This window comes from Streptomyces sp. TLI_185, from assembly GCF_003814765.1.
Taxonomy (GTDB): Bacteria; Actinomycetota; Actinomycetes; order Streptomycetales; family Streptomycetaceae; genus Streptomyces.
Genome location: NZ_RKRB01000001.1, coordinates 2,259,466 through 2,281,281 on the forward strand (window position 1 = coordinate 2,259,466; position 21,816 = coordinate 2,281,281).

At 68.7% G+C, this 21,816-nt stretch carries 21 protein-coding genes; 4 read left to right on the forward strand and 17 right to left on the reverse strand.

The window, feature by feature from the left end:
• Positions 1 to 2: 2 nt before the first annotated feature.
• The 7 genes from EDD92_RS10290 to EDD92_RS10320 form a co-directional block, all read right to left on the reverse strand.
• Positions 3 to 287, reverse strand: coding sequence for a hypothetical protein (locus tag EDD92_RS10290; protein ID WP_185123980.1), 285 nt, complete (start codon positions 285 to 287; stop codon positions 3 to 5).
• Between the two features lie 82 nt (positions 288 to 369).
• Positions 370 to 1,395, reverse strand: a complete 1,026-nt coding sequence (locus EDD92_RS10295) for a YafY family protein (RefSeq protein WP_123964013.1) — start codon at positions 1,393 to 1,395, stop codon at positions 370 to 372.
• An 18-nt stretch (positions 1,396 to 1,413) separates the two neighbouring features.
• A complete protein-coding gene (locus EDD92_RS10300) occupies positions 1,414 to 2,367 on the reverse strand; it encodes a YafY family protein (RefSeq protein WP_123964014.1) in 954 nt (317 codons plus the stop codon).
• Between the two features lie 130 nt (positions 2,368 to 2,497).
• Positions 2,498 to 2,869, reverse strand: a complete 372-nt coding sequence (locus EDD92_RS10305; RefSeq protein ID WP_030945962.1) for an FKBP-type peptidyl-prolyl cis-trans isomerase — start codon at positions 2,867 to 2,869, stop codon at positions 2,498 to 2,500.
• Positions 2,870 to 2,929: 60 nt separating this feature from the next.
• On the reverse strand, positions 2,930 to 3,931 hold the full coding sequence (locus EDD92_RS10310) for an FKBP-type peptidyl-prolyl cis-trans isomerase (protein ID WP_123964015.1): 1,002 nt from the start codon (positions 3,929 to 3,931) through the stop codon (positions 2,930 to 2,932).
• 135 nt (positions 3,932 to 4,066) lie between these two features.
• The gene (pafA, locus tag EDD92_RS10315; RefSeq protein ID WP_059196529.1) at positions 4,067 to 5,428 is read right to left on the reverse strand and encodes a Pup--protein ligase; all 1,362 of its coding nucleotides are present in this window, start codon (positions 5,426 to 5,428) and stop codon (positions 4,067 to 4,069) included.
• 9 nt (positions 5,429 to 5,437) lie between these two features.
• Positions 5,438 to 6,697, reverse strand: a complete 1,260-nt coding sequence (locus EDD92_RS10320) for an MFS transporter (protein ID WP_123964016.1) — start codon at positions 6,695 to 6,697, stop codon at positions 5,438 to 5,440.
• Between the two features lie 158 nt (positions 6,698 to 6,855).
• Between EDD92_RS10320 and EDD92_RS10325 the strand changes: the two genes are divergently transcribed.
• Positions 6,856 to 7,872, forward strand: a complete 1,017-nt coding sequence (locus tag EDD92_RS10325) for a LacI family DNA-binding transcriptional regulator (protein ID WP_123964017.1) — start codon at positions 6,856 to 6,858, stop codon at positions 7,870 to 7,872.
• A gap of 66 nt (positions 7,873 to 7,938) precedes the next feature.
• Here the strand turns inward: EDD92_RS10325 and prcA are convergent, their stop codons facing one another.
• The 6 genes from prcA to arc all read right to left on the reverse strand — a co-directional run bounded on the left by prcA (position 7,939) and on the right by arc (position 14,089).
• Positions 7,939 to 8,691, reverse strand: coding sequence for a proteasome subunit alpha (prcA, locus tag EDD92_RS10330; RefSeq protein ID WP_030945975.1), 753 nt, complete (start codon positions 8,689 to 8,691; stop codon positions 7,939 to 7,941).
• 61 nt (positions 8,692 to 8,752) lie between these two features.
• Complete coding sequence (gene prcB, locus EDD92_RS10335) at positions 8,753 to 9,598, reverse strand: proteasome subunit beta (protein WP_123964018.1); 846 nt, start codon at positions 9,596 to 9,598, stop codon at positions 8,753 to 8,755.
• Complete coding sequence (locus EDD92_RS10340; RefSeq protein ID WP_260326454.1) at positions 9,550 to 10,143, reverse strand: endonuclease VII domain-containing protein; 594 nt, start codon at positions 10,141 to 10,143, stop codon at positions 9,550 to 9,552. The genes prcB and EDD92_RS10340 overlap by 49 nt, the downstream gene beginning before the upstream one ends.
• A 47-nt stretch (positions 10,144 to 10,190) precedes the next feature.
• On the reverse strand, positions 10,191 to 10,409 hold the full coding sequence (locus tag EDD92_RS10345) for a ubiquitin-like protein Pup (protein WP_011027899.1): 219 nt from the start codon (positions 10,407 to 10,409) through the stop codon (positions 10,191 to 10,193).
• 156 nt (positions 10,410 to 10,565) lie between these two features.
• A complete protein-coding gene (gene dop / locus EDD92_RS10350) occupies positions 10,566 to 12,077 on the reverse strand; it encodes a depupylase/deamidase Dop (protein ID WP_399182444.1) in 1,512 nt (503 codons plus the stop codon).
• A gap of 245 nt (positions 12,078 to 12,322) precedes the next feature.
• Positions 12,323 to 14,089: a proteasome ATPase gene (arc, locus tag EDD92_RS10355; RefSeq protein ID WP_123964019.1), complete on the reverse strand. Its 1,767-nt coding sequence runs from the start codon at positions 14,087 to 14,089 to the stop codon at positions 12,323 to 12,325.
• 245 nt (positions 14,090 to 14,334) lie between these two features.
• Between arc and EDD92_RS10365 the strand changes: the two genes are divergently transcribed.
• The gene (locus EDD92_RS10365; protein ID WP_123964020.1) at positions 14,335 to 14,640 is read left to right on the forward strand and encodes a ferredoxin; all 306 of its coding nucleotides are present in this window, start codon (positions 14,335 to 14,337) and stop codon (positions 14,638 to 14,640) included.
• A gap of 58 nt (positions 14,641 to 14,698) precedes the next feature.
• Here EDD92_RS10365 and EDD92_RS10370 read toward each other — a convergent pair whose 3' ends face one another.
• From EDD92_RS10370 to EDD92_RS10380, 3 genes are all read right to left on the reverse strand, one after another.
• The gene (locus tag EDD92_RS10370) at positions 14,699 to 15,274 is read right to left on the reverse strand and encodes a hypothetical protein (protein WP_123964021.1); all 576 of its coding nucleotides are present in this window, start codon (positions 15,272 to 15,274) and stop codon (positions 14,699 to 14,701) included.
• 222 nt (positions 15,275 to 15,496) lie between these two features.
• Positions 15,497 to 16,396 carry a tRNA (adenine-N1)-methyltransferase gene (locus tag EDD92_RS10375; protein ID WP_030945999.1) on the reverse strand — a complete coding sequence of 300 codons (900 nt, stop codon included), beginning with the start codon at positions 16,394 to 16,396 and terminating at the stop codon, positions 15,497 to 15,499.
• A 59-nt stretch (positions 16,397 to 16,455) separates the two neighbouring features.
• A complete protein-coding gene (locus EDD92_RS10380) occupies positions 16,456 to 18,087 on the reverse strand; it encodes a site-2 protease family protein (protein WP_123964022.1) in 1,632 nt (543 codons plus the stop codon).
• 174 nt (positions 18,088 to 18,261) lie between these two features.
• On the opposite strand from EDD92_RS10380, the gene EDD92_RS10385 reads away from it, so the two are divergent.
• Positions 18,262 to 19,203, forward strand: coding sequence for a RecB family exonuclease (locus EDD92_RS10385; RefSeq protein ID WP_123964023.1), 942 nt, complete (start codon positions 18,262 to 18,264; stop codon positions 19,201 to 19,203).
• Between the two features lie 278 nt (positions 19,204 to 19,481).
• Positions 19,482 to 20,153 carry a response regulator transcription factor gene (locus EDD92_RS10390; protein WP_099927643.1) on the forward strand — a complete coding sequence of 224 codons (672 nt, stop codon included), beginning with the start codon at positions 19,482 to 19,484 and terminating at the stop codon, positions 20,151 to 20,153.
• A gap of 71 nt (positions 20,154 to 20,224) precedes the next feature.
• Here the strand turns inward: EDD92_RS10390 and EDD92_RS10395 are convergent, their stop codons facing one another.
• Positions 20,225 to 21,805, reverse strand: coding sequence for an ABC transporter substrate-binding protein (locus EDD92_RS10395; protein WP_123964024.1), 1,581 nt, complete (start codon positions 21,803 to 21,805; stop codon positions 20,225 to 20,227).
• Between the last annotated feature and the right edge of the window lie 11 nt (positions 21,806 to 21,816).

The window sequence follows — 21,816 nt, forward strand, 5'->3', positions numbered from 1 at the left end:
GCCTAGACGGTCCGCAAGGTCCTGACCCCGCCGCCGGTCAGCAGCTCGACGATCCGCTCCCCCGCAGGCTTGCGGACCGAGGCGCCGCAGTCGGGGCAGGTGAAAGAGTAGAAAGTCGTGCGGCTGCTGGCGCCGATCGCGAGGCGCAGGGCTGCGGCGGCGAGCTCGAAGCTGCCGCGGCAGTCCGGGCAGCCGGCCCGGAAGGTCACCGGGGTCACGCTTCTCATCCCGGCGAAGGCGGCCGCCACCGACATGCCCCCCGCACCAGACACCGACGACTCGCTCAAAGCCCCTGCTCCTCTTCCCTAGGTCGATCGCCTCCGGGGCCCCGCGGCCGACGCCCCTTCCAGCTCACTCCCGCCTGCCGGACTACCCGTCGTGACCCGCATGCTCTGCGTGCGGCGCCTGCGCCTCGACTCCGTCGTACGCCGCCAGTGCCTCACGGGCCGCCCGCCGGGCACTGTCGGCCAGCTCGGGCGGCGAGACGATCCGGCCGTCCCGCCCGAGCCGCAGCGCCAGCCGCCGCAGCGACGTCGGATCCGGGGTCCGCAGGGTGATACGCAGCCCGCCGTCCGCAAGCTCATCCGCGCTGTCGTGCGGGTAGTACTCGGCGACCCAGCGGCCGCCCGGGCCGACCTCGACGACGACCTCCGGGTCCTCGGCGGCGGGCTGCACCAGCGCCTCCGACAGGTCCCGCAGCTCGATCTCGGGCGGTGCGGACGGCTCGTCCAGGATCCTGATCTCGGCGACCCGGTCGAGCCGGAAGGTGCGGCGCGCCTCGGAGCGCCGGCACCAGGCCTCCACGTACGTGTGCCCGACGCTGACGAGCCGGATGGGGTCGATCTCCCGCTCGGTGAGCTCGTCACGCGCGGGCGAGTAGTAGCGGATCCACAGGCGGCGGCGCTCCGAGATCGCACGGTCGACGTCGGCGAAGACACCGCCCTCGGACTCGAAGGTCACCGACAGCCGGGAGCTGGCGCCCGCCGCCTCACCGGCCGCGGCCTCCAGCTTGGCGTTGGCCCGCAGCAGCGCCTGCCGGTCGCTCTCCCGCAGCCCGGGGAGGGTGGACACCGCGCGGGCGGCCACCAGCAGCGCCGTCGCCTCGTCGGCGGCCAGCCGCAGCGGCTCCGCTGTCTCCTCGCCGAGGGCAGCAGGGTTGCGCCACCAGATGCGCTCGCCGTCGGTGTCGATGTCGAGCAGATCGCCGCCGCGGAAGCTGGTGCCGCACATGGGCAGCACATCCAGGTCGGAGACCAGCTCGTCCTCACTGATGCCGAAGGCGCGCGCGACGTCCTCGACCCGGGCCCCGGGGCGCTCCTTCAGATACGTCACCAGGGAGAGCATCCGCCGGGTCTGGTCGATGGCGTTCACGGGCCTGACCGGTTTGCCTGCCACTGTCCTGCTCGCTCCCCCTCAGCCCTTGGCCACGGCACGCAGCCGGTCCACCACGTCCGCGCGCAGCTCGGCCGGCTCAAGCACCACCACATCCGGCCCGAACTCCACCAGCCAGGCGTCCAGCCCGTGCCCGTACGGAATCTCCAACTCGTCCCAGCCGTCGCCGAGTTCCCGCACCGCGGTGGCCTTCGCCCGAAGGGGGTAGCCCGCGCCCGAGCGCAGACGGATCAGCGCGGAGCGGTCCGCGGTCTCCCCCGCCCAGCTCGCCACGGTCTCGCGGACGGTGACGACATCGGGAATCTCGGCCGTGAACTGCCCGCTGCGGCTGCGCACCTTGCCGGTGATCCGCGACAGCCGGAACACCCGCTCGGCGCCCCGGTCGCGGTCCCAGCCGGCCAGATACCAGTGGCCGCGCCAGCACTCCAGCGCCCACGGCTCCACATGCCGGGGCTCGGGGTGGGCGGCGGTGGCCTTGCGGTAGTCGAAGACGACCGGGCGGCGATCACGGCAGGCCAGCATCAGCGGCTCGAACGCCACCTCGTGCACAGGGATACGGGGCTCCAGCGCGCCGTGCGCCTCATACGGGTCGACGTCCTCGGGCATCCCTGCCGCGCGCAGCTTCTGCAGGGCGCCGCTGGCCGCACCCGCCAGCCGGGCCTGCTGCCACACCTTGGCGGCGAGACCGAGAGCGGCGGCCTCCTCGGCGTCGAGCGTGATGGGCGGCAGGCGGTTGCTGTCACGGCGGGCAAGGTAGCCCACCTCGCCGTCGAGGTTCTCCACCGTCTCGATGACCAGGCCGAGTTCGCGCAGATCGTCCTTGTCCCGCTCGAACATCCGGCTGAAGGAGTCGTCACTGCCCGCCTCGAGGTAGGCCTCGATGGACTCACGAAGCTCGCGCTTGCTGAGCGGCCGCCGCGTCCCGAGCAGACACAGCGCCAGGTTCATCAGCCGCTCGGCCTTGGCAATGGCCATCGACGCCCTTCGCCTCCCTATGGTGCTTACGGACGATGACCGTACCGCCCCCGGGTGGCGTGGCAAAAGCCGAGGGCCCATGCCCGGACAGGCATGGGCCCCAGGTGATCGGGTCCGGTCGCGGCGGCGATCAGACCGCGACGAGGTCGACCACGAAGATCAGCGTCTCGCCCGGCTTGATCGCCGGGGTCGGGCTCTGGTTGCCGTAGGCGAGGTGGGCGGGGATCGTCAGCTGACGACGGCCGCCGACCTTCATGCCCTGCACACCCAGGTCCCAGCCCTTGATGACACGGCCGCCACCGAGCGGGAAGCGGAACGGCGTCCCGCGGTTCCAGCTCGCGTCGAACTCCTCACCGGTGCTGAAGGCGACGCCCACGTAGTGGACGGTGACGGTCTGGCCCGCCTGCGCCACAGCGCCGTCGCCCTCCCAGATGTCCTTGATCTCGAGGTCCGCCGGGGGCTCGCCGCCCGGGAAGTCGATCTCGGGCTTCTCGATGCTCACGTCTCTAGCTCCTGCTTGTCTGCGGAAAGGCAACACGCACAGTCTTACATCACCGAGCCGTTACATCTTGGCCAGGATGTCGACCGAGAAGACCAGCACGGAGTCCTTCTTGATGCCGCTGCCGGCCGGCGGCTTGTCGCCGTAGCCCAGCTTCGGCGGGATGACGATGAGGACCCGGCTGCCGACCTTCTTGCCGGTCAGGCCCTGCCCCCAGCCCTTGACGACCTGCTGCAGCCCGAACGACGTCAGCGCCTTGCGGCTGTACGTCGAGTCGAACTCCTTGCCCGAGTCCCAGAACACGCCCTTGTACTGCACGAGCACGCTGTCCTGTGCGCCGACCACGGGGCCGTCGCCCTCGATGATGTAGTTCGCCACCAGCTTGGTGGGCGCGGTCTTCTTGGGTACGTCGATGGAGGGCGCCGCGCCGTCGGTGTTGGTGCCGACCTTGGGCAGCGCCGCGTCCTTCTGCGCCACGTCCGTGCCCTTGGCGGAGCTCTTGGCGTTGAACGTGGCCTGCACGTCCACCACGAACACCAGCGTGTCGGTGCCCTTGATGCCCGCCTGCGAGTTGCCCGACGTGCCGTACCCCCAAGTGGGCGGGACGGCCATCTGGACGCGGCTGCCGGTCTTCTTGCCCGTCAGGCCGTACCGCCAGCCGTCGATGATGCTGCCCTCGGCAAGCTGGATGATCAGGGGCGTCTTGCGGTCGTAGGAGTTGTCGAAGACCTTCGCCGTGTTCCAGATCTGGCCGAGGTAATGGGCCTGCACATAGTCGTTCTCCGCGACCGTCTGCCCGCCGCCCGCGATGAGCGTCTTGACCGCGAGGTCCTTCGACGGCTCGCCGGTGCCCTTGGCCACGGTCGGCTTCTCACCGAACTTCGTGCCCGCCGTGATCGCCGGCAGCGGCCCGTCGACGATCTTCGGCGGCGGCGCGGCGGACGTGGCCGATGCGGAGGGCGACGGACTCGCTTCGGCCTTGCTCGAGTCGGACTTGTCGTCACCGCATCCGGCGAGTGTGACCAGTCCTGCGGGTACGGCGATGAGAAGGGAGCGTCGGCGCACGGTAAAGGCCTCGTATCGGTCGATCTTGTGGATGGCGTGCGCGCAACTCTACGGCGTGAGAAGGGCGCCGTACGGGAAACGTACGGCGCCCGTGTTGCGTTCCGGCCTTTCACCGGAACGCGTTGTTCACATAGCTCACATTCCTGCGATCAGCTTCTCCACCCGGTCGTCCACGGAACGGAACGGGTCCTTGCACAACACCGTGCGCTGCGCCTGGTCGTTGAGCTTCAGATGGACCCAGTCGACCGTGAAGTCCCGACGCTGTTCCTGGGCCCTGCGGATGAAGTCACCGCGCAGCCGGGCCCGAGTGGTCTGCGGCGGAACGGACTTGCCCTCGAAGATCTTCAAGTCGTTGCAGATCCGCGCCGCTTGACCCTTCCTCTCGAGCAGGTAGTACAGACCACGACGACGGTGAATGTCGTGGTAGGCGAGGTCTATCTGCGCGACCCTCGGATGCGACATGGTCATGTTGTGCTTGGCCCGGTACCGCTCGATGAGCTTGTACTTCATCACCCAGTCGATCTCGGTGCCGATCCGGTCGAGGTCCTCGGCCTCGATCGCGTCCAGCGTGCGGCCCCACAGCTCCAGGACCTGCTCGACGGTGCCGGTGCGGATACCGCGACGCTCGCAGAAGTCCACGGCCTTCTCGTAGTACTCGCGCTGCACCTCGAGCGCGGACGCCTCGCGGCCGCTGGCCAGGCGCACCTTGCGCCGGCCCGTGATGTCGTGGCTGACCTCACGGATCGCCCGGATCGGGTTCTCCAAAGTCAGGTCCCGCATCACCGTGCCCGCCTCGATCATGCGCAGCACCAGGTCGGTCGCTCCGACCTTGAGCAGCATGGTCGTCTCGGACATGTTCGAGTCGCCCACGATGACGTGCAGGCGACGGTAGCGCTCGGCGTCCGCGTGCGGCTCGTCGCGGGTGTTGATGATGGGCCTCGAACGGGTCGTCGCCGAGGAGACGCCCTCCCAGATGTGCTCGGCCCGCTGACTGACGCAGTACACCGCGCCCCGCGGAGTCTGCAGCACCTTGCCGGCACCGCACAGAAGCTGCCTCGTGACGAGGAACGGGATGAGAATGTCCGCGAGCCGGGAGAACTCCCCGTGGCGTGCGACGAGATAGTTCTCGTGACAGCCGTAGGAGTTGCCCGCCGAGTCGGTGTTGTTCTTGAAGAGGTAGACGTCGCCCGCGATTCCCTCCTCGTGCAGGCGTCGTTCGGCGTCCACCAGGAGTCCTTCGAGAATGCGCTCGCCCGCTTTGTCGTGGGTGACCAGCTCGGTCACGTTGTCACATTCCGGTGTCGCGTATTCCGGATGTGAGCCCACGTCGAGATAGAGGCGGGCGCCGTTTCGCAGAAAGACATTGCTGCTGCGGCCCCATGACACGACACGGCGGAAGAGGTACCGCGCCACCTCGTCGGGAGACAGGCGGCGCTGTCCCCTGAACGTACACGTGACGCCGTACTCGTTCTCCAGCCCGAAAATGCGGCGGTCCATGACTGAACATTACGCCCGATCCCCTGAGCTGAAACGGGGTTCGACGGCACGGTTTGGATCATTTTCCGATGAAGCCGCAACCACCGCACGCCCCGCGGGAGCTGCGAGGACCCGCCCGGTGGCCAGCAGAACCAGCAGCGACACGGCCCCCGCGACACCCGGCACGGCGAACCCCCACACCGCCCCGCCCGACTCGACGACCGGGCCCGCCAGGCCCGTTCCCACCGAGGAACCCACCGTGAACGTCGTCACAATCCACGAGAACGCCTCGGTGACCGTGCCACGCGGCGCATGCCGGTCGACGAGGACGAACGCACACGCGAGACACGGCGCGAGGAAGAGCCCCGCAACCGCCGCAAGCACCGTCATCGCCACCGGACCCGGCATCAGAGTGAGCGGCAGGTAACACAGCGCCAGAAGCGCTACCAGCGCCCGCAGTCGCCGCTCCGGCGCACCACTCCACTGCCGCGCACCGTACGCCGTACCACCCACGAGAGCCCCGAGGCCGATCGCCGCCATCAGCCAGCCGTACACCGCATCCCCACCATGACCGTCCGCATACGCCACAGCCGCGACCGCAATGGAACCCAGCGCCATCCCCACCGCCAGGAACGCACCCAGCAGCACCAGCAGTCCCGGCGAGCGCAACGCACCCAGCCAGTGCGCCTCCCGCGGCGCCGAACGCCACGCGCGCGAGGGCGGTGAGACGACCACGGAGAGGGCGCCCAGCACTCCGACGACGTTGATGAGCACCAGCGCCGCCCGAGCCGACCACAACGACACGCACAGCGTCACCAGCAACGGGCCGACGGTGAACATGACTTCCTGGGCGACGGCATCCAACGCGTACGCCGTCTGCACCTGCCCCTCGCCACGCAGCACCGACGACCACAGCGCCCGCAGCCCACCCTCCAAGGGCGGAGTGAACAGCCCGGCGAGCGCCACGCACGTGTACGCGAGCGCCGGCGGATCGATGCCGACGAAGGCGAACCCGGACATGGCAAGGGCAGAGCCGAGCGCGGCAGGCAGCTGGACACGCGGCTGCCCGTACAGATCCACCAGCCGCCCCAGCAACGGCTGCCCCACCGCATTGGCGACCCCGTACACCGCCGCGAGCCCACCGGCCAGACTGTAGGTTCCGCCCTCCGCCCGCACGAACAGCACGACCGCGATCGCAGCGACCGCACACGGCAGCCGGCCCACCAGCGTGCCGGCGAGCAGACGCGCGGCGTGCCGGGTCCTGAGGATCTCCACGTATCCCGCAGCCATGTCCGCTCCCCTCACCCGGACCGACGCCGGAGGTTTTACGTATAACGTCCGCTCTCATACGTACCATGTGCGCTGTTCACCAGTCCAGACGACCGGAGTGAGCCGCAGGGCTGGAACGCCCCGAGGCGAACGACCAGAAGACAGGGAGCAGGCACACGGTGGCACCAGGCAGCACCCGCCCCACCAGCCGTGACGTCGCCCAGGCCGCCGGCGTCTCCCAGGCCGCGGTCTCCCTGGTACTCGGCGACAAATGGCGCGGCCGCGTCTCGGCCGCGACCGCCGAACGCGTACGAGAGGCCGCCCGCGACCTCGGCTACCGGCCCAACCTCGCCGCCCGCAACCTCCGCCTGGGCCGCACCCGCACCGTCCTCCTCGTCGTCCCGGCACTGACGACGGAATTCTTCGCCGGCGTGTACACAGGCGCCGCCCGAGTCGCCGCCGACCACGGCTTCGGCGTCGTCCTCTATCCCTCCCCCGAAGGCATCGGCCCCGCCCGCGACCCCTTCGCCTCCGCCCAGGCCGCCCTCGACGGCGTCATCGCCTCCTCCATGGCCGCCGACGCCCTCACCGCCATCCGCGGCGACCAACTCCCCCTGGTGATGCTCGACAGCGATCCGCAGGGCAGTCTGGGCGCGGCCACAGTGAACCTCGACATCACGGACGGGGTCCGCCAGGTCGCCGAACACCTGCTGGGCCTGGGCCATCGCCGCTTCCTGCACCTGGCGGCGGACGTGGCGTCCTGGACCTTCGAGGTACGCGCGCGTGAACTGGCCTCACGAGTCGGCGCCGTCCCGGGCACAACAGTACGGACGGCCCGCGCGCCGATCTCCATCGAAGGCGCCCTGACCGCCGCCGAAGCAGCCCTGTCCGCCCCCGGACCACGACCCACCGCCCTGGTCTGCGACGACGACAAACTCGCCGCCGGCGCCTACAAAGCAGCCCGCCGCCTCGGCCTGCGCATCCCCGACGACATCTCCGTCACCGGCCTCGACGACCTCGCCCTCGCCACCGCCCTCGACCCCGAACTGACGACCGTACGCCTCGACGCCGAGCTCTTCGGCGAGCACGGCATGAAGGCCCTGCTGGCCGTCCTGGAGGGGCGTCTGCCCGAGGCAGGCGACATCCCCGTCGAACTGGTCGTACGGGGCTCCACGGCCCCGCCCAGCCCCTCCTGAACGCCCTGTGCCCCGGCCGCATCGACGACCGGGGCACAACAAGGAGCGGGATAGGCGTGGGGCGGACTACTCCTCGTCCGAGCCCTCCTCCGCGCTGCTCTCAGCCTCGGTGGACGCTCCGTCCACCTCCAGAAGCCGAGCCAGCTGGCGGCCCACGATCCGCTTGAACTTCCGCGCCTGCGGACGCGTACGGTCCAGCACCGCGACCTCCAGACGCTCGGCGGGAATCTCCCGCTGCGTACCGTTCGTGTCACGGGACAGGGCCTGAACAGCCAGCTTCAGCCCCTCCGCGAGGGACATACCCTCACGGTGCTGCTGATCAAGGTAGGTGCTGATCTGCTCAGAATTGCCACCGACCGCGACCGACCCATGCTCGTCCACGATCGACCCGTCATGCGGCAACCGATAGATCTGGTCACCCTCAGGCGTCTCGCCCACCTCGGCAACGACCAACTCCACCTCGTACGGCTTCTCGGCCGCACTGGAAAAGATCGTGCCCAGCGTCTGCGCATACACGTTGGCAAGACCGCGGGCGGTCACGTCATCACGGTCATAGGTGTAACCACGAAGATCGGCATACCGCACCCCGCCGATCCGCAGATTCTCGTACTCGTTGTACTTGCCGGCGGCCGCAAAACCGATCCGGTCATAGATCTCGCTGAACTTGTGCAGCGCACGGGACGGGTTCTCGCCGACGAAGACGATGCCGTCGGCATACTGCAACACGACCAGGCTGCGACCACGGGCGATGCCCTTGCGGGCGTACTCCGCCCGGTCGGCCATGGCCTGCTGGGGTGAGACATAGAACGGCGTCGACACCGGTTATCCGTCCCTTTCTGTCGAAGTCACGCGATCACCTTCGTAAGAGCCGGTCACCCGGCTACAGCAGCGCGGCCCGCGGACCGTCAGGCTGCTCCAGCCGCCGCGCCAGAATCGAGCGGGCGATCTCGGAGGACTCGTCATCGGTGAGCCGACGGAAACCGTCCTCAGTGATCACGGTGACGATCGGATAGATCCGGCGGGCGACATCGGGACCACCGGTCGCCGAGTCGTCGTCGGCCGCGTCATAGAGGGCCTGGACCACGAGAGTCGTGGCCTCGTCCTCGGTCAGGCCGTCATGGAAGAGCTTCTTCATGGCACCACGCGCGAAGATCGAACCGGAGCCCGTGGCCGCAAAGCCATGCTCCTCGGAACGGCCACCCGTCACGTCGTAGGAGAAGATACGGCCCCTCTCGCGGTCCACGTCATACCCCGCGAAAAGGGGAACCACGGCCAGGCCCTGCATGGCCATGCCCAGGTTGGAACGAATCATGGTCGACAGCCGGTTCGCCTTGCCCTCCAACGAGAGCTGCGCCCCCTCGACCTTCTCGAAGTGCTCCAGCTCCAGCTGGAACAACTTGACCATCTCGACAGCCAGACCGGCCGTACCGGCGATACCCACGGCCGAGTACTCATCGGCCGGGAACACCTTCTCGATGTCCCGCTGCGCGATGACGTTGCCCATGGTGGCGCGACGGTCGCCTGCGAGCACGACACCACCCGGGAACGTGACACCCACAATGGTCGTCCCGTGCGGCGCCTCGATCACACCCTGCGTCGGAGGCAGCTGCCGGTTGCCCGGAAGCATCTCCGGCTGGTGCGCGGACAGGAAGTCCATGAAGGACGACGACCCAGGCGTCAGGAAGGCAGCTGGTAGACGCCCGGTGCTACGAGTGTTGGCTTCCACGCGATTCCTTCCACGTAAGCAGCAGCCCGCCTTATGGCATCGGGCCGATCCTTGAACTGCCCCAGTGCGGCATTGCAGCTGAAGCACAGTACGCCTCGGACCCTACCCGTCTTGTGGCAGTGATCCACATGCTCGGCCGGAGCGGCAAGGCATATACAACAGATGCCGCGCTGCTCCTCGATCAGTGCGTCCAACTCCGCTGGTGTGAGGCCGTACTTGCGCTTGAAGTAGCTGACCCGATTCCGCTCCGCCCGGCACGCGCGGCAGTAGCTTGCCCAGCCGTCCGACGAGGACTTGTTGAGCTCCCATTCCGAGTGCGGCTTCACCTCTTCGCACTGCGGACACCGCTTATGCCCCGGCGGGACCGAAACCTTCTCGCGGACCTTCTTCCCTTTGGCCTCCTGGCGCTGCCGGTAGTACTCGGCGGCACACTCGCGGCAGTACGCCTGGAGGCCATCGGGCATGGACTTGTTGCTGGCGAACGCCGCACGCGGCAGGCACTGCTTGCACCGCGAACAGCGTCTCGATCCCGATTCTTCGTTCACCCCGAGAATCCCCCGACTTCACCTTAGAATCAAAGGCGAATGCCGGATTACTCCCCACCCTTCTGAACGAAGGACCTCACGAAATCCTCTGCGTTCTCCTCCAAGACGTCATCAATCTCGTCCAGGACGGAGTCCACGTCATCGCTCAGCTTCTCCTGGCGCTCCTTGAGGTCCTCAGAAGCCTGCGCATCCTGCGCCTGCTCCTCGACCTCCTCCGTGGAGCGCGTCGCCTTCTGCTGGCCGCCGCCGGTGTCCTTGGTCGCCATAACCCCTCACCCCGCTCGGTTCGACGTTCTTGATCAGACCCTACAAGCAGGGTCCGACATCGGCCCCGCAGTTGCTACAACGTACGGGGGCCACCTCGATGATTCCCGGACGATGGACTTTCCACCCTGCCCGGCCGGTTCCGCCCCGGCGCCCGCTCAGCCGCCCGACAGCACCCTGACCAGGTCTTCCGCTGTGCGGCAGCGGTCGAGGAGTTCCTTTACGTGATTTCGCGTTCCGCGAAGCGGTTCGAGGGTTGGGACGCGCTGGAGGGAGTCCCGGCCCGGGAGGTCGAAGATCACGGAGTCCCAGGAGGCCGCGGCGACGTCGTCCGCGTACTGCTCCAGGCAGCGTCCGCGGAAGTAGGCGCGGGTGTCCTCCGGGGGCTTCGTACGGGCCCTCTCGACCTCGTTCTCGTCCAGGAGGCGCTTCATGCGGCCGCGGGCCGCGAGACGGTTGTAGAGGCCCTTTTCCGGGCGTACGTCGGCGTACTGGAGGTCGAGGAGGTGGAGCTTTGCGGCGTCCCAGTCGAGGCCGTCGCGGCGCCGGTAGCCCTCCATGAGTTCGCGTTTGGCGACCCAGTCGAGTTCGCCGGCGAGGCTCATGGGGTCGTTCTCCAGGCGGTTGAGGGTGTCTTCCCAGCGGGCCAGGACGTCCTTGGTCTGGTCGTCGGCATCCGCACCGAAGCGTTCCTCGACGTATTTGCGGGAGAGCTCGAAGTACTCCATCTGGAGCTGGACCGCGGTGAGTGTGCGGCCGCTGCGGAGGGTGACCAGGCGCTGGAGGGTGGGGTCGTGGGAGACCTGGTGGAGGGTGCGGACGGGCTGGTCCACGGCCAGGTCGACGGCGATGAAGCCGTCTTCGATCATCGACAGGACGAGCGCCGTCGTGCCCAGCTTCAGGTAGGTCGAGATCTCCGAAAGATTCGCGTCGCCGATGATCACGTGCAGGCGGCGGTACTTCTCGGCGTCGGCGTGCGGCTCGTCGCGGGTGTTGATGATGGGGCGTTTGAGGGTGGTTTCGAGGCCGACCTCGACCTCGAAGTAGTCGGCGCGCTGGCTGAGCTGGAAGCCGTGTTCGTGGCCGTCCTGGCCGATGCCGACGCGGCCTGCTCCGGTGACGACCTGGCGGGAGACGAAGAAGGGCGTGAGGTGGCGCACGATGTCCGAGAAGGGGGTTTCCCGCTTCATCAGGTAGTTCTCGTGTGTGCCGTAGGAGGCGCCCTTGTTGTCGGTGTTGTTCTTGTAGAGGTGGATCGGCTGGGCGCCGGGGAGCGCGGCTGCGCGTTCGGCGGCTTCGGCCATGATGCGTTCGCCGGCCTTGTCCCAGAGGACGGCGTCGCGGGGGTTGGTGACCTCGGGGGCGCTGTATTCGGGGTGTGCGTGGTCGACGTAGAGTCGTGCGCCGTTGGTGAGGATCACGTTGGCGAGGCCGATGTCCTCGTCGGTGAGCTGGCTGGCGTCGGCGGCCTCGCGGGCGAGGTCGAAGCCTCGCGCGTCGCGCAGCGGGTTCTCCTCCTCGAAGTCCCAGCGGGCCCGGCGGGCCCGGTGCATCGCCGCCGCGTAGGCGTTGACGATCTGGGACGAGGTGAGCATGGCATTGGCGTTGGGGTGGCCGGGGACGGAGATGCCGTACTCCGTCTCGATGCCCATTACTCGCCGTACGGTCATGCGGCCCTCCTTGCCCGGCGCTGCCCTCGGTCGGGGGCGGCGCTCAAGTACCGCTGGCGCTCCGGTGCGTGTGCGGTGCCCGTCCCCGCACTGCGCGACTCGGCGGTACCGAAGAGCCTAGAACGGCTTTGCGCTGGTGGGGAGATCATTTGCGTCATTGCCTTGCGCGCCTCTTGTTGCGGTCTTGGCCTGAAAAACAGTCGACTGCGGGTACCCGGTGAGGGCACCCGCAGCCGCCCTGTCTTTTACAGGTACTGACCGGTGTTCGCCACCGTGTCGATGGAGCGTCCGGTGTCGGCGCCCTGCTTTCCGGTGATGAGGGTGCGGATGTAGACGATCCGTTCGCCCTTCTTTCCGGAGATTCGGGCCCAGTCGTCCGGGTTGGTGGTGTTGGGCAGGTCTTCGTTCTCCTTGAACTCGTCCACGCAGGCCTGGAGGAGGTGGGAGACGCGGAGACCCTTTGCGTTGTGGTCGAGGAAGTCCTTGATCGCCATCTTCTTGGCGCGGCCGACGATGTTTTCGATCATGGCGCCGGAGTTGAAGTCCTTGAAGTAGAGGACTTCCTTGTCACCGTTGGCGTAGGTGACCTCCAGGAAGCGGTTCTCCTCGGATTCCGCGTACATGTGCTCGACGGCCGTCTGGATCATGCTCTCGACGGTGGTCGTCTTGTTGCCGCCGTGCTCGCCGACGTCGTCGGCGTGCAGGGGGAGGCGTTCGGTGAGGTACTTGCCGAAGATGTCCTTGGCGGCTTCGGCGTCGGGGCGCTCGATCTTGATCTTCACGTCGAGGCGGCCGGGGCGCAGGATGGCGGGGTCGATCATGTCCTCGCGGTTGGAGGCGCCGATCACGACCACGTTCTGCAGGCCTTCGACACCGTCGATCTCGGCGAGCAGCTGGGGGACGATGGTGTTTTCCACGTCGGAGCTGACGCCGGAGCCTCGGGTGCGGAAGAGGGATTCCATCTCGTCGAAGAAGACGATGACGGGTGTGCCCTCGCTGGCCTTCTCACGTGCACGCTGGAAGACGAGGCGGATCTGCCGCTCGGTCTCGCCGACGTACTTGTTGAGCAGCTCGGGGCCCTTGATGTTGAGGAAGAAGCTCTTGCCGGCGGCCTGGCCGGTGACCTCGGCGACCTTCTTGGCCAGTGAGTTGGCGACGGCCTTGGCGATGAGTGTCTTTCCGCATCCGGGGGGTCCGTAGAGCAGGACGCCCTTGGGCGGGCGCAGTTCGTGCTCCTTGAACAGGTCCGGGTAGAGGTACGGCAGCTCGACCGCGTCGCGGATGGCTTCGATCTGGCCGCCGAGGCCGCCGATCTGCTCGTAGCCGATGTCGGGGACCTCTTCGAGGACGAGTTCCTCGACCTCGCTCTTGGGAACGATCTCGTAGACATAGCCGGAACGGGGTTCGAGCAGCAGGGCGTCACCGGGGCGGATGTTCACGTCCAGCAGTGGCTCGGCGAGCCGTACCACCCGCTCCTCATCGGTGTGCCCGAGCACCAGGGCGCGTTCGCCGTCCTCGAGGATCTCCTTGAGGGTGACGATGTCCCCGACGCGCTCGAACTCCATGGCCTCGACCACGTTGAGCGCTTCGTTGAGCATCACTTCCTGGCCGCGCCTCAGATCTTCGAGGTCGACGCTGGGGCTGACGTTCACGCGGAGCTTGCGGCCTCCGGTGAAGATGTCGGCCGTGCCGTCCTCGTTCGCCGTGAGGAAGACTCCGAAGCCGGCCGGTGGCTGTGCGAGCCGGTCGACCTCTTCCTTGAGGGCCACGATCTGGTCGCGAGCCTCACGGAGCGTGTTGGCGAGTCGCTCGTTCTGGGCGGACACGCCGGCCAGGTTGGTCTGCAGCTCGACGATCCGCTCTTCGAGAATCCTCGTGTGTCGCGGAGAGTCGGCGAGCTTGCGTCGCAGGACGGCGATCTCCTGCTCAAGGTAGGCAATCTGCCCGGCCGGGTCGTCGGACCCTCGTCCCGGGCGGATGCCGCGGTTCATGTCGTCGTCGTGGGCTGCCACGGTCCTCACCTCCTCCAAGGGGAGCTGGACGCTTCCAGACCCTACCTGGGTGGGTGTCGATTGAAACCCCTAGATCACAAAGACTGTCGGGGTGTGTCCGATCTTCACCCTTGCGCTCTCCCTCACGCCAGGGGAATACCCACCGAACATGATTGGGAAGCCGCCGGAGGTAGGGTCGAAGTGTTCAACACCCGTCAGAGCTGGCCGGATTCCCGGTTCGGTTCGGCACCTTTACGGCAGGAGACATGAGCGTGCAGCAGGAGGCCGTGGTCGGCGGTGAGGCGCTGGAGGTCTGGATCGATCAGGACCTGTGTACCGGCGACGGGATCTGCGCCCAGTACGCGCCGGAGGTGTTCGAGCTGGACATCGACGGGCTGGCCTATGTGAAGGGCTCGGAGGACGAGTTGTTGCAGGCCAAGGGGGCTGCAACGCCCGTGCCGCTGCCGCTTCTCACGGATGTGGTGGATTCGGCGAAGGAGTGTCCGGGCGAGTGCATCCATGTGCGTCGGGTTTCGGACAGGGTCGAGGTCTACGGTCCGGACGCGGAGTGACCTGTCGGGTACTGCCTGTTACTGCTGTCTGATTTCTCACACGCGGGGGTTGCGGGGGTCAGACGGTGTGTGCTCCGGCGGGCGTGGAGCGGGTGAACGCGCCGTTCTTCCACTGCCACTTCGCGCTGTCGGTGACGTCGGGGCAGCAGCGGGGGACGTCGTCGGACGAGTAGCCGAGGAGTGTGGCGAGGACGGCTCCGTCGCGTACGGCGAAGTCACTGACGGTGTCGCCGGTCTTGGGGTCGAGCAGGGTCGCCACCACGCGTGGCTTGCCGCCGTCCGCGGCGCGCGTGAGGACGTAGACGCCGTCGGGCGGGGTTCCCATGGGGGCGTCGCAGTGCACGACGGCCACGGTTTCGGGGTTTCCGTCGCCGTCGAGGTCTCCGGTGGCTTTTTTCTGTACGACTGCTTTGACCGGCCCGCAGGTGATGGGGAAGTCGACTCCCGTGGTGCTGGGCGCGGTCGCCGTGTGTGCGGTCCCGGGCCGGGGGTGTGCCGTCTGGGCTGCTGTCGCGGAGTTGGGCTGCAGGAGCGAGGAGAGGGCCATGACGCCTGAGACGGCCGTGGCGGTGGCGACCCAGTGGATGGGGCGGGTGTGCGTGTGTGCCAGTTCCGGGACGGCGGATTGCTGCACTAGGAGTGTCTCCTGTGAGGGCTGTGCCGGTGGGGGTGGCCTGCATCGTGCCACACGTCACAGTGCGGGGGAACGGCGGGGTGTTCGGTTCCTCGAATGGACGGTGCCTGGTTTGTTCGGTTTGCGGCGTGGTGTCAACAGAAGGGCGCTGCGGTCGAGTTGCGGATGATGTCCGGGAACTCGGCGGCAGCGCCTCTTCGTTGGGTGGGGTGTGCGGCCGCGTCAGCGGCCGCCTCCGTCGGCGTTGGGGCCGGTGTAGTCCTCGCCGTAGGCGCCCTTGGCGGGGCGGCGGCGGCGCATGGGGGGCTCGACGCCGTCGGCGAGGCGGCGGGCGGTGAGCAGGAAGCCGGTGTGGCCGATCATGCGGTGGTCCGGGCGGACGGCCAGGCCTTCCACGTGCCAGTTGCGGATCATCGTCTCCCAGGACGTCGGCTCGTTGAAGGAACCGATCTCGCGGATGGACTCGACGGTCCGGGCGAGCTGGGTGGTGGTGGCGACGTAGCAGCACAGGATGCCGCCGGGCACGAGGGCCTTGGAGACGGCCTCCAGGCACTCCCAGGGGGCGAGCATGTCGAGGATGACGCGGTCGACATCGGTGTCGGACAGGTTGTCCTGGAGGTCGCCGACGGTGAGCTGCCAGGCGGGGTGGGGGCCGCCGAAGTAGCGCTCGACGTTCTGCTGGGCGATCTCGGCGAAGTCCTCGCGGCGCTCGTAGCTGTGCAGCATGCCCTGGTCGCCAATGGCGCGCAGCAGGAAGCTGCTGAGCGAGCCGGAGCCGACGCCGGCCTCGACGACGCGGGCGCCGGGGAAGATGTCGGCAAAGGCGAGGATGTGCCCGGCGTCCTTGGGGTAGACGACGGCGGCCCCACGGGGCATGGACAGGACGTAGTCGGGGAGCAGGGGGCGCAGCGCGAGGTAGGCGACGTTCCCGGTGGTGCGGACAACGCTGCCCTCGGGAGCGCCGATCAGTTCGTCGTGCGGGAAGGAACCCTTGTGGGTGTGGAAGTTCTTCCCGGCCTCGAGCGTGAACGTGTAGTGGCGGCCCTTGGGGTCGGTCAGCTGAACCTGGTCCCCGACCTTGAAGGGCCCGCGCCTGCGGGCGGCACCGGTCGGTTCGGACATGTGAACAGACTACCGGGGTTTGCGTGGGCCTCCGACCACTGGGAGAAGGGCCCGGCCGTCTAGGAGGAGGGCCTGGCCATGGCCTTCACGAAGGCGCGCTCCACGTCCGCCGCGGACAGGACGCCGTAGATCTCGCCGGTCTCCTCGACCACCAGGTATTCGGTGGCGGGGGTGGCGCGCAGGACGTCGAGGAGGTCTTCGCCGGCGAGTTCTGCTGAGACGCGCATGCCGTCGGTGAGGTCCTGGGCGAGGCCGCTGACGGCGACCCAGGGGCGGCGGTGTTCGGGTACGCCGACGATGGCGGCCTCGCGGACGAGGGAGAGGGGGTTGCCTTCGGGGTCGACGACGACGAGGGCGCGGGCGCCGGCGGCGTTGGCGCGGCGCAGTGCCTCGGACAGGGGGGTGTCGGTTTCGACGGGGACGGCGCGGCGGGTGAGGTTGCGGGCGCGCAGTTCCGGCAGGTGTTCCCTGAGGCGGGCCATGCGGAGGCTGTTGCCGGCGCCGGTCCAGATGATGGCGGCGAGGATGGCGGCGAGCAGGGCGTCGGTGACGGTGTCCATGCCGACGCTGTCCTCGGCGGTGGAGCCGAGGGCGCCGGACTGGGTGAGCAGCGGCAGGCCGATGAGGACGGAGACGGCGAGGGCGCGGCCGACCCAGGCGGCGGCGATGGTGCCGCTCATGGGCCTGCCGGTGATCTTCCAGACGACGGCGCGGAGCATGCGGCCGCCGTCGAGGGGCAGGCCTGGCAGGAGGTTGAAGGCGGCCACGATGAGGTTGGAGATCATCAGGCCGGCCAGCAGGACGCCGGGGACGGTGCCGGGCTCGACGGGCTGCATGGCGACGTAGAAGAGGCCGGCGAGGACGAGGGAGAGGAGGGGGCCGACGAAGGCGAGGACGAATTCGCGGCCGGGGGTCTCGGCCTCTTTCTCGATCTCGGAGACGCCGCCGAAGAACTGGAGCTGGATGCGGCGGACGGGGAGTTTGAACCGGAGGGCGGCGACGGTGTGGGCGAGTTCGTGGACGAGGACGGAGGCGTAGAAGGCGACGGCGAAGAAGAGGGAGACGAGGTAGCGGGCGGCGCCGAGTTCGGGCAGGACGCGGTCGAGCTGGCCGCCGAAGACCCAGGTGATCAGGGCGGCGACGAGGAACCAGCTGGGCGCTACGTACACGGGCACGCCGAAGGGGCGGCCCATGAGGAGGCCGCCTCGGGGGGATTCCTGGCGCCGGGGCGGGCGGTTCCTGGTGGTGCGGGAGTGGGCGAGGGTGCGATCGCCGGGGGCGGAGGTGTGGGAGGCCCGGTCGCCGGGGTGAGGGGTGTCGTCGTCGGTGTGGGAAGCCCGGTGTCCGTCGGCAGGGGGGGCCGAGTGGCCGGCGGCATGGGAGGCGTGGTCGCCCGTGGCGCTGTTGGCCGGGGGGCGGTTGTCCGTGGGGGGCTCGTCTGCGTGGCGTTCGTCCGCGGCGGTGCTGCCTGCCGCGTCGGGCGCTGGGCTCGCTTGCGGGTCGGTGCCGTGCGCAGTGTTCCGCTCGTCGCCTGCGGTGGGCCGGTCCGTGTCCTCCCCCGGCGCGTCTGTCGGGGGCTGGTCGTGGGCCGGGGTGGACTCGGGGGCGGCCGGGGCCGCTGACCCTGCGTGGTGCTCGGCCGGCTCGTCGGTGCCGGACCGCGGGTGCCCGCTCCCGCCGCTCTCGTCCACGATGTCCCCTCGTTCGAAGCGTCTTCCGCGCCTGCCGGGCGGAAGGGTCTCGGGTCGATGGTATGCGGCCGTCGGGAGGCGTTCCGCCCCGGCACCCCTTCTGTTTCCCCAGGCGTCGCAGCTGTTACGGCCGCAGGCGGGTCACTGTCAGTGGCGGGCCGTATGGTCTGGGGCATGGAGACGAGTACGGAGGGCGCGGCGGAGGCCCCCAGCAGCGATATGGCGCGGGCGGATGTGCCGGTGACGGTGGAGCCGGCGGCAGCGTCGCCGGTCGAGGCGGCGGGCACGAGTTCGCGAATCGCCATAGCGCCCGCCAGTCTGTCGCCCTCGCGGGCCAGTGACTTCATGCAGTGCCCTCTGCTCTACCGGTTCCGCGTCATCGACCGGCTGCCCGAGAAGCCGAGCGAGGCGGCGACCCGGGGCACGCTGGTGCATGCGGTGCTGGAGAGGCTCTTCGACGCCCCGGCCGCGGAGCGGACCGCGCCGCGCGCCAAGTCCCTGATCCCCGGGCAGTGGGACCGGCTGCGGGAGACCCGGCCGGAAGTGCTGGAGCTGTTCGAGGACGATCCGCAGGGCGAGCGGCTTGCGCGCTGGCTGGGCGAGGCGGAGCAGCTCGTAGAGCGATGGTTCACGCTGGAGGATCCGACCCGGCTGGAGCCGGCCGAGCGGGAGCTGTTCGTGCAGGCGGAGCTGGACTCGGGGCTGATGCTGCGCGGGATCATCGACCGGGTGGACGTGGCGCCCACGGGCGAGGTGCGGATCGTCGACTACAAGACGGGCAAGGCGCCGCGGCCGGAGTACGCCGAAGGGGCTCTGTTCCAGATGAAGTTCTACGCCCTGGTGGTGTGGCGTCTGAAGAACGTGGTGCCGAGGCGGCTGCAGCTCGTGTATCTCGGCAGTGGGGATGTGTTGACCTACGACCCCGTCCTCACCGACCTGGAGCGTGTCGAGCGCAAGCTGCTGGCGCTGTGGGAGGCGATCCGGCAGGCGACGGAGTCGGGGGACTGGCGCCCGCGTCCCACCAAGCTGTGCGGCTGGTGCGACCACCAGGCGCACTGCCCGGAATTCGGCGGTACTCCCCCGCCGTATCCGCTGCCGGTCAGAGCCGGCGGATAAGCCTGCCGGCCGCCTGAAGGCTGGGACCGGTGGTGCGGTGGGCCGGCATGCCGGGCGGCGCCGACGGCCGCTAGGAGGGCTCCGCGACGAGCCGCGACGCCGACCGCTCGGCCTCGCCCTCGCCGAGCCCGTCGGTCTCCTCGGTCGCGCCCGCCGAGGCGCCGCGGTGCGTGCCCGGCGTCGCCGGCGAGGCGGGTTTGTTCGCCGGCTCTGAGGGCGGCCGAGTCCGCGGACGTCTCGCAGGGCAGAATGGGGCCGGACTAGCGAAGGAGACTTACGTGGCCATCCGCGTCCTATTGGTCGACGACCAGCCGCTGCTGCGCACCGGCTTCCGGATGATCCTGGAGGCCGAGCAGGACATCGCGGTCGTCGGCGAGGCCGGAGACGGCCTCCAGGCTCTCGACCAGGTGCGGGCGCTGCAGCCCGACGTGGTCCTGATGGACATCCGTATGCCTCGCATGGACGGGGTGGAGGCGACCCGGCAGATCACCGGGCCCGGGCGGGACGGCCCGGCGAAGGTGCTGGTGCTGACCACGTTCGACCTCGACGAGTACGTGGTGGAGGCGCTGCGGGCGGGTGCCAGCGGCTTTCTGCTGAAGGATGCGCCGGCCAACGAGCTGGTGCAGGCAATCCGGGTGGTGGCCGGCGGTGAGGCCATGCTGGCGCCGAGCATCACCCGGCGGCTGCTCGACAAGTACGCCACTCATCTGCCCTCCGGGGACGAGCCCGTGCCGGACACGCTGCACACGCTGACCGAGCGCGAGGTGGAGGTACTGAAGCTGGTGGCCCGCGGGCTGTCCAACGCCGAGATCGCCGCCGATCTGTTCGTCAGCGAGACCACTGTCAAGACGCACGTCGGACACGTGCTGACGAAGCTGGGGCTGCGGGACCGGGTGCAGGCCGCGGTGTATGCGTACGAGAGCGGGCTGGTGCGTCCCGGCGCGCAGTAGCGGCAGCTGTACGACACGAAGGGCGCCCTCTCGCGCGGAGAGGGCGCCCTTCGTCTGCATGGGGCCGTCGCTCAGTCCTTGCTGAGCTCCCAGAAGCGGAAGACCGTCGAGGCGTCGAGGCAGTACTCGAGGCCGTAGACGTTCTGGCGGGTGACCGCGTACTGCTTGGCCTGCCAGACCGGGAGGACGGGCAGCTGGTCGGCGACGATGTCCTGCAGCCTGCCGTAGTCGTTGTCGGTCGCTGCGCGGTCGCTCTCGGCGGCGGTGCGCGGGATGAGGGTGCCGGTGATCGTGCTGTTGCTGTAGTGGTTGCTCAGCACGTTGCCCCGGCCGAAGAAGGGGGCCGTGAAGTTGTCGGCGTCCGGGTAGTCGGGCACCCAGCCCTTCACGTACACGCCGTACTTGCCCTTGGCGATGTCCTTCTCGTACTGGTCGAAGGCGACGGACTTCACGTCGGCGTCGAAGAGGCCGCTGGCGTTGAGCTGTTTGGCGATCGCCTTGAGCTCCTGGTCGGTTGCCGGGCCGTAGCGCGAGGGGGTGGACCAGAGGGTCAGCTTGACCTTGCCGGTGATGCCGTCGTTCCTCAGGGCGGCGGCGGCCTTGGCCGGTGAGGGGCTGGCGCCGTAGGTGTCGAAGAAGGCCGTGTTGTGGCCGGCGATGCCCGCCGGGATGATCGAGTACAGCGGGGTGGCCGTGCCCTGGTAGACGTCCTTGATGAGGGCGTCGCGGTCGAGCAGATAGGCGATGGCCTTGCGCACACCGAGCTTTCCTGCGACCCGGTCCTTCATGTTGAAGACGAGGTGCTGGACCTCGGCGCTGCTGCCCTCGACGACCTCGGCCTCGGAGTCGTTGTCGGCGTTCTGGATGTCGGCGATGTCGCCCGCGCTGAGGCCTCGGTAGGCGATGTCGATCTTGTTGTCGAGCAGCGCCTTCTTCAGGGCGGACGCGTTGCCGTGGAAGAACTTCAGCGTCACGCCGGAGTTCTTCACCTTCGCGTTGCCCTTGTAGTTCTCGTTGACCGAGAAGACGGCCTTGTCGTCGCCGAACGAGTCCAGCGTGTACGGGCCGGAGCCGACCGCCTTGCCGTCCTTGCGCAGGCCCTTCGCGTCGTACTGGCTGTGGTCGACGATGGAGCCCGCACCGGAGGCGATCTTGCTCGGGAAGGTGGCGTCGGGCACCTTCAGCCGGAAGACGACTGTCTTGGCGTCCGGCGCCTCGACCTTGTCCAGCATGGGGAACATGATGGCCGGACCGGCAGCGTCGTTGATCTTGAGCATGCGGTCGAAGGAGAACTTGACGTCCTCGGAGGTGAGCGCGTCACCGTTGCTGAACTTGAGGCCGTCCTTGAGCGTGCACCGGTAGACCTTGGTGGACGCGTCGGCGAAGACGCACGACTCGGCGGCCTCCGGCTCGGGCTCCGTGCCTCCGTCGGGGAAGCTGAGCAGCGACTGGAAGACGTTGTTGAACAACAGCCAGGAACCCGGGTCGTAACCGGAGGCGGGGTCGGTGGCCAGGACGTCGTCCGACATTCCCATGACGATGGACGAGCCGGTCCCCCCGGAGTCTGAGCTGCCCGTTCCGCAGCCGGTCAAAAGGCCGGAGGCCAGCCCCGCCACTACGGGCAGGACCGGCCACTGGTTACGCATGTTCACTGCTTGTGCCT